Here is a 7,465-nt window from a genome sequence, read left to right as displayed (position 1 = left end):
TTGAAACCGCGTCGCCGACTGCGCCAGCCCGGCGCGCAACTGCAGCGCCACGGTTTTCGCAAGCGACCCGTTGAGCCCAAGCAGCGTCAACAAGCGCTGAAACGACTGGATCTCGTCCACGTTGATGGTCAGCAAACCCGGCGTCGGCGTCGACACGAGATTGCGCAGGTTGAATTTGGCCTGCGCATCTTCAATCGATCCCGACAGATACGTCGATGCCCCCTGCTGCGCCCGCACTTCGCCAATCTGCCCGAGAAAGTCGGACAAGCGCGTTTTCGCGATCGGCACGCCCCACACGCCGCCGAGATACGTGACGGTCGGCGCGGTATCGGCTTCCGAACGCAGGATCAGGCGCGTCCAGTCGAGCGCGCTGCGCGAGATCCATTGCGCCTGGGAAAGCAGCCGCTGGTTCTCGATACGACGAATCTGCACTTCCTGCCGCCACAACAACCCGGACACGATGATCGCCGACAACGCCACCACCAGCAGCGCGCTGATGATCGCGACGCCTTTCTCCTTGCGGGTTGTCCGGGTGCGTGAAGCGCGTTTCATGGTCATTCCCCGATCAGGAAAACGCGCGTGATCGGCGCGGCAAGATTGTGCGCGCCGACCGCAATCTGAATGCCCGTCACGGCACGCGGCAGGGGTGCGTTGCCGAGTTGCGGCACTTTCAGGTTGTTGTCGTTTTGCACGATCTGCGAGGTCACGTCCGCCATCCTCATCGTCCAGCCTGTTTTGGGCACGTATGCGCGCGTGGCGAAGGTCGTGACGCCGGCCATCAACGGAATCGATGACCAGCCATCCGCACCATCTCCCGCCGATAAAGCTCGCCGCACTTCGCCAATATTTCCAAGCGGCGGCGATGCAAACCGCACGACCAAACCATTGCTCAGCCGGTAACGGATCACTTGCAAACGCGGCGCCGCGCCTGCTCCATACACACCGCGCACGATCTGCAGGGAATTGCCGCCAATCGCGACTGCCGCTTGTCCGGCTTCGTCGTCGGTTGCAGCCTGGCGCGCATCGATGCGCATCTGGTCGAACAGTTGCTGCACCACGCGCTCGTCTTCCATCGCGTTCGTGATGGTCGTGCGACCGCGCATGATCTGGTCGAGACCGCGCCACGACAGCACCGCGATCACCGCAAGGATCGCGATTGCGACCAGCATCTCGATCAGCGTAAAGCCACGCGCGCCACGTGGGCCACGTGCCCCACGATCCTGCCGCTTAGAGCGAACGATTGGTTTCATTCGCCACCACCATGACCATTTGCGCGAGATTGCCGGGCCGGCCGGGCGATGTGACGAACACTTCCACTTTCCTGAAAATCGGATTCGGCGTGGACGTCACGCGATCGGTGCACGTCAATCTGAGATTTCCCTGCGAACAATCGAACGTCTTCGTGCCGATATCCGGCCACGAATGCGTCAGCCGCAACTGCGCAAGTTCGTTGTCGGCGCTCCATCCGGCGAGCAAGCGGTTGTGCAGGTCGGCCTCGCCGGTTGCAAGAGAACCTACTGCCCTGAGCGACGCCGCCAGCGCCACCGCGATGATCGCCAGCGCAACGAGCACTTCGATCATTGTGAAGCCGCGTGCGCGCCCGGGTCGTAAAAGCTTCGCCATCAGCGCACCCGATACCGGCCGTTGCCCGTACCCACGATCGTCGCCCGTCCGACTGCAGAGACGATGGTCACTTCCATGGGGGTATCGATGGCTTCCGTGCCGAACACCAGCCTGTTTGTTACCTGATCCGAGCCCAGATACTGGATCGTCACGCCGGTCACGCCGCCTTCCCAGCGGCGCGGCCGCAGCAAGTCGTCGCGCAACGGACGCCAGCCGTCTTCGGTCCGGACATCGAAACGAAAACCGCCGTCGAGCGGCTGCCATGCAATCGGCCGCGCGCGCACTTGCGCCTCGTCGCCCGCCGATTCGAACAGCAGCGCGAGCCGCTGCGCTTCCTCGTTCAGATCGGTGCGTGGATTGCGCGTGAGCTGCAGCGAAGCAAGCGACACCAGCAACCCTGCGATAACCAGCACCACCAGCATTTCCAGCAACGTGAAGCCAGCTTGCGGCCGCGCCTTCGCCGCGCGCTGCGGCTTAAACAAGGCTGAACGATACGGCTCGTGCTGCTGGTTCACGTCGGTTACTTCTATGAAAGTTGCTTAAAAGTGGCTCATTGCCACGAGCCGACATCGGCGTCGTTGCCTTCGCCGCCCGGCTTGTTGTCCGCGCCGTAGCTGAACACGTCCACTTCGCCGTGCACGCCCGGGTTCAGATATTGATACTGCGCGCCCCACGGGTCGTTCGGGAGGCGTTCCAGATAACCACCGTCCTTCCAGTTGTTCGGGATCGGATCGTTGGTCGGTTTCTCGATCAGCGCGCGCAAGCCCTGCTCTTGCGTGGGATAACGGCCGTTATCCAGCCTGTACAGCTTCATGGCCTGCATGATCGTGCCGATATCCTGCTTCGCCGCCACCCGCCGCGCCTCGTCCGGACGGCTCATGATCTTCGGCACGATCAGCGCCGCGAGAATCCCGAGAATGGCGATCACCACCATGATTTCGATCAGCGTAAAGCCGCGCTGCCGTTTCTTCTGCGTGCCTTGCGCCGTCTGGAGTGCGTCGCGGCGCTTCATCAACATTTGCATGACTTGATCTTCCTTTCCAATTTGATGTCGTTCACGGCGCTCGCGTGTCAGGTAGCCGCACCGTTGAGTTCACTGTCTGTCCGCCGCCAACGCGCGGTTGTTGCGGGCAGGAAAGCATTCTATAGGTCTGGCGTAAGGTGATTCCGCTTCAACGCCCGCCCTCGTTCGCTCCCTTTGATCTCGCGCGGTATCAGCGCACATAAATCGTCGGTCCCGGCGCATTCGGCGGCAGGAAGACTTCGGAGAGCGCGCCTTTTCTGTCGATGATGATCGAGCGCGCCCGCACTTCCTTGATCGTCACGCCCTGGGTAAGCGGACCGCCGAGCGAAATGGCCTTTGCCGGCTCGCCGCCATAACTGACGATAGCCGCCGCGCCGTGCTGCAGCGAAAGAATCCCGAACAGATGCACGTCCTGGTTTTCCTGACGCTTCAACTGGCCGCCGAACAAGGTGGCCGCAAGTTCAGTGGATGGCGCGCGCCCTGCCGCCGCCGCCGGCAATGGCGCACTTTGATGCGATGTCAGCGTGACGATCCACCAGGTCAGCGTCGCGCAAAAAACAGCGAGCGCGACGAGCGTAAGAAGGCGGGTTTGGAGGGCGTTCATAGGGTCGACTTCTTCACTGCACCAGATTATTCAATTCGATGATCGGCAACATCACCGCCAGCACGATCACGAGTACGACGCCGCCCATCGCGAGGATCAGGAGCGGTTCCAGCAGGCTTGTCAGGAACATCGTGCGGCGTTCGAGTTCGCGTGCTTCACCTTCGGACGCGCGGTCGAGCATGGTCGTGACATCGCCGGTTGCTTCGCCGGAACGGATCAGATGGACCAGCACCGGTGGAAACGTCTTCGTGTTGCCGAGCGCGCGCGACAACGACGTGCCTTCACGTACCCGGATGATCGCGTCTTCCACGTTTTCGCTCATTGCGCGGTTGCTCAGCGTTTCGCCGGCGGCCTGCAGTGCACGCAGGATCGGCACGCCGGCCGCCGTCAGGATGGCGAGCGTGCTGGCAAAACGCACGGTGTTATAACCGCGCACCAGCTTGCCGAGCAGCGGCGCAGTCAGGAGCCATCGGTCGAACGCCATGCGTGGTCCGGGCCGGGCAAGCAACTGCTTGATGAACCAGCTAATTGCGATCACGCCGATCAACATGGCCCACCAGTAATTCCGGACGAAACCGGAAAGCGCCATCATCGCGATGGTCAAGAACGGCAGCGACTGCTTCGTGCTTGCGAACACGTTCACCACTTGCGGCACGACGTAGCTCAGCAAGAACGTCACGATCCCGAACGCGATCAACGTGACGATCGCCGGATACGTGAACGCGAGCACGATCTTCTGCTTGAGCGCATTGCGCTGTTCGATGTAATCCGCGAGCCGCGACAACACGAGGCCAAGCTTGCCGGTATGTTCGCCGGCGGCCACGAGCGCCCGATAAATCTCCGGAAAATCGCGCGGATGTTCGGCGAGCGCATTGGCAAACGAATGGCCGCCGAGCACTTCGGCGCGGATCGCGGCCATCAGTTCGCGGATGTAATCGCGCTCCGATTGCTCGGTCAGGACCGACAGCGTCTCGCCGAGCGGCAATCCCGCGATCAGCAAGCTGGCGAGTTGCCGCGTGAGAATGGCCTGCTCGCGCTGCGACAAACGTTTTCCCAGCGAAAGACGCTGCTTTCGCTCACCGCGCGTACGCGACCCCGCCGCTTCCACGACAAGCGGCGTCAACCCTTGCGTGCGCAACTGGCTGCGCGCGGAGCGGGCGCTGTCGGCATCGAGTACGCCTGTTTGCGACTTGCCCGCCTGATCGATAGCTTCAAAACGAAACGCCGGCATGGATGTCTAATCTCCGCCCGTCACGCGCAGCACTTCTTCCAGCGAAGTCGCGCCAGTCGCCAACCATCGGTTCCCGTCTTCACGCAGCGTGCGCATGCCATTTTCGCGACCGGCCGTCAAAATTTCGGCATCCGATGCATTGCGGTGAATCAGCGCACGGATCGCATCGTCCAGCAGCAGCAGTTCGTACACGCCGCGACGTCCTGCATATCCCGAGTTGCCGCATTTGTCGCAGCCGACCGCATGCCAGTGCATATGGCCGTTTTCGGTACGCTGTTCCTTGCACACCGGACACAACTGGCGCACGAGCCGCTGCGCCAGAACGCCCAGCAGCGACGACGCCAGCAAATACGGTTCGACGCCCATATCGGTGAGACGTGTCACCGCCGATGCCGCGTCGTTCGTGTGCAGCGTCGCGAGCACGAGGTGACCCGTGAGCGATGCCTGCACCGCAATCTGCGCCGTCTCCAGATCGCGGATTTCCCCGATCATGATGATGTCCGGGTCCTGCCGCAAAATGGATCGCAACGCACGCGCGAAGGTCATGCCGATGCGCTCGTTCACCTGCGTCTGGCCGATCCCGCCCAGGTCGTACTCGATAGGATCTTCCACCGTCATGATGTTGGTGGTCGCCGTCTCGAGCCGCGACATGGCGGCGTAAAGCGTGGTTGTCTTGCCGGAACCGGTCGGTCCCGTTACGAGCACGATGCCGTGCGGACGGCCGATCAGCTTGTCGAAGTGCACGAGCGTATCGCGCGCCATGCCGAGCGTTTCGAGGTTCAGGCGTTGCGCGTCTTTTTCCAGCAGACGCAGCACCGCGCGTTCGCCGTGACCGGTCGGCAAGGTGGATACGCGCACGTCGACCGGACGGCCGCCCACGCGCAACGTGATCCGTCCGTCTTGCGGCAAGCGTTTTTCGGCAATGTCCAGTTGCGCCATGATCTTGATCCGCGAGATCAGCGCGCCATGCAGTGCTTTCTTCGGGCGCACGACGTCGCGCAAGGTGCCATCGACGCGAAAACGCACGACGGACGACGTCTCGAACGGTTCAATATGAATATCCGATGCCTGTTCGCGCGCCGCCTGCGTCAGCAGCGCGTTGATCATGCGGATGATCGGCGCGTCGTCTTCCGACTCGAGCAAATCCTCGATCTCGGGAATGTCCTGCATCAACCGCGACAGATCGACTTCGCCTTCCACTTCGCCAACGACCTGCGCCGCGCTGCCGTCGTTGCGCGCGTAGGCCGAGTTGATCGCCGCCGAAAGCTCGTCCACCGGCAAACGCACGATCGACACCGCGCCGAAGTTGCGCGCGACTTCGGCGAGTGCGGCGTCGCTGGTTTTATCGCTGATCCATACCTCGATGCTGTCCGCATGCTGGTGCGCGACGAGGATCTGCCCCGTGCGCGCGAACGCGTACGGAATCAGCCGGGCCGCAAGCGGCGACGGAACACTCGTGGCGACATTCGATGCGGACAGGTTCAACGTACTCACGGCTTGGCTCCTGCGTCGCCATTGAGCGGCACGCCCGGCGCCGGATTGTTGTTCGGCACAGCGTAGTTGTTCACGTTCGCGGGCTGTTGCGGCTGCTGCGGCTGTTGATACGGCTGTTGTTGCCCCTGGTATTGCGGTTGCCCCTGATATTGCTGCTCGAGCGGCTGCTGCTGGCCTTTTGGCGGCGCCGCTTGCGGCAAGGTCGCGCTGCCGCCTTGCGACGGCGATCGCGTCATGTTGTTCCAGTCGAACAGGTTCTTCGATGGCACGCCGCCCTGACTCGGACCAATCGGTGCCGGCGGCAGGACAGGAACATCGTGATCCTTCTCGATGCGGTTATCGGAGATCGAGTTGTACTGTTGCTGACGCAGGTTGTCGTAACGATCGTTCGAAATCTGCGAGCTCGTAGCCTGGTCGCGCACGATCACCGGACGCAGGAACACCATCAGGTTCGTTTTTGTCCGCGTCTTCTGCTCGCTGCGGAACAACTGCCCGATCCATGGAATGTCGCCAAGCAACGGAATCTTGCTGTTGCTCGTGTTGTACTGATCCTGCATCAAGCCGCCCAGCACGACGATCTCGCCGTCATCGGCAAGAATGGTCGACTGGATGGAACGCGTATTGATGGTTACGCCGCCGGGATTGTTGGTCGTGGTGGTATCGACGCTGGAATCTTCCTGATAAAGCTGGAGCTTCAGGATGCCGTCCTGCGTGATCTGCGGCTTCACGTGCAGCGTCACGCCTACATCGCGTCGATCGAACGTGTTGAACGCGGACACCGACGTGCCCGTGTTCGCCGTCGGCGTGGCGTACGAACCGGTCACGACCGGAACGTTCTGGCCGACCACGATCTTCGCTTCCTCGTTGTCGAGCGTGATGAGGTTAGGCGTGGAAAGAATGTTCGCATCCGCCGATGTCGACAGCGCCTGCAGCAAACCGCCAAGGCCGAAGAAGTTGCCGAACTTGTGCAACAAGCCGATGTTCAAGCCCTGCGAAAGCAGCCCGGTCTGTCCTGCCAGCGCTGATGGATTGCTGCCGGCGGCGTACGCGGCGGCGGTCAGGTCGACAATGTTGCTCGTTCCCGTGCCAAAGCTCGTACCGCCGTAAACGCCGTTGTTTCCGCTGTTCGAAAGCAGCGCGCCCTGCCACTGAATCCCGAGGTTTGCGCCCGTCGTGGCGGAAAGCTCCACGATCAGCGCTTCAATATAGACCTGCGGACGGCGTGCATCGAGTTGGTCGATCACTGCGCGCAAGTTGCGATACACCGGGTCCGACGCCGTGATGATCAGCGAGTTCGTGGATGTATCGGCCTGGATCATGCCGTTGCCGGGCTGATCGTTGCTGCTGCTGTCGTTATTGTTGTTGCCGAAACCTTTGTCGCTGCTCTGACCGCCGCCGCGTACGCCGCCGGCAGCAATCCATCAGCGCTGGCAGGACAGACCGGGCTGCTTTCGCAGGGCTTGAACATCGGCTTGTTGCACAAGTTCGA

At 62.0% G+C, this 7,465-nt stretch carries 8 protein-coding genes and 1 pseudogene; all 9 read right to left on the bottom strand.

All coding sequences use genetic code 11. The features are described from left to right. On the bottom strand, window positions 1-552 hold a 552-nt coding region (gspK, locus tag ACRXB1_RS25745), incomplete at its 3' end, for a type II secretion system minor pseudopilin GspK (RefSeq protein WP_449493645.1). Between the two features lie 2 nt (window positions 553-554). Next, a complete protein-coding gene (locus ACRXB1_RS25740; protein WP_449493644.1) occupies window positions 555-1,250 on the bottom strand; it encodes a PulJ/GspJ family protein in 696 nt (231 codons plus the stop codon). Next, the gene (gene gspI / locus ACRXB1_RS25735) at window positions 1,228-1,623 is read right to left on the bottom strand and encodes a type II secretion system minor pseudopilin GspI (protein WP_062168487.1); all 396 of its coding nucleotides are present in this window, start codon (window positions 1,621-1,623) and stop codon (window positions 1,228-1,230) included. Before gspI ends, ACRXB1_RS25740 begins: the two co-directional genes overlap by 23 nt. After that, a complete protein-coding gene (locus tag ACRXB1_RS25730) occupies window positions 1,623-2,105 on the bottom strand; it encodes a GspH/FimT family pseudopilin (RefSeq protein ID WP_062170311.1) in 483 nt (160 codons plus the stop codon). Before ACRXB1_RS25730 ends, gspI begins: the two co-directional genes overlap by 1 nt. Window positions 2,106-2,173: 68 nt before the next feature. Further along, a complete protein-coding gene (gene gspG, locus ACRXB1_RS25725) occupies window positions 2,174-2,647 on the bottom strand; it encodes a type II secretion system major pseudopilin GspG (protein WP_056358946.1) in 474 nt (157 codons plus the stop codon). A 190-nt stretch (window positions 2,648-2,837) separates the two neighbouring features. Next, the gene (locus ACRXB1_RS25720; protein WP_056358771.1) at window positions 2,838-3,251 is read right to left on the bottom strand and encodes a type II secretion system protein N; all 414 of its coding nucleotides are present in this window, start codon (window positions 3,249-3,251) and stop codon (window positions 2,838-2,840) included. 13 nt (window positions 3,252-3,264) lie between these two features. Further along, window positions 3,265-4,482: a type II secretion system inner membrane protein GspF gene (gspF, locus tag ACRXB1_RS25715; protein WP_062168486.1), complete on the bottom strand. Its 1,218-nt coding sequence runs from the start codon at window positions 4,480-4,482 to the stop codon at window positions 3,265-3,267. A 6-nt stretch (window positions 4,483-4,488) separates the two neighbouring features. After that, on the bottom strand, window positions 4,489-5,976 hold the full coding sequence (gene gspE, locus ACRXB1_RS25710; RefSeq protein WP_062168485.1) for a type II secretion system ATPase GspE: 1,488 nt from the start codon (window positions 5,974-5,976) through the stop codon (window positions 4,489-4,491). Continuing rightward, window positions 5,973-7,385: pseudogene (gene gspD / locus ACRXB1_RS25705) on the bottom strand (type II secretion system secretin GspD); the annotation flags it as partial. The gene gspE and the pseudogene gspD, both read right to left, overlap by 4 nt. Between the last annotated feature and the right edge of the window lie 80 nt (window positions 7,386-7,465).

Source organism: Caballeronia sp. M23-90, assembly GCF_053574605.1.
The sequence above is the reverse complement of the archived record's forward strand: the minus strand, read 5'-3'. Positions and strand labels throughout refer to the sequence as shown.

Excerpts from the sequence above, each read along its gene's own strand:
- ACRXB1_RS25740 (WP_449493644.1), bottom strand. The coding sequence starts at position 1,250 with ATGAAACCAATCGTTCGCTCTAAGCGGCAGGATCGTGGGGCACGTGGC.
- gspI (WP_062168487.1), bottom strand. The coding sequence starts at position 1,623 with ATGGCGAAGCTTTTACGACCCGGGCGCGCACGCGGCTTCACAATGATC.
- gspG (WP_056358946.1), bottom strand. The coding sequence starts at position 2,647 with ATGCAAATGTTGATGAAGCGCCGCGACGCACTCCAGACGGCGCAAGGC.
- ACRXB1_RS25720 (WP_056358771.1), bottom strand. The coding sequence starts at position 3,251 with ATGAACGCCCTCCAAACCCGCCTTCTTACGCTCGTCGCGCTCGCTGTT.
- gspF (WP_062168486.1), bottom strand. The coding sequence starts at position 4,482 with ATGCCGGCGTTTCGTTTTGAAGCTATCGATCAGGCGGGCAAGTCGCAA.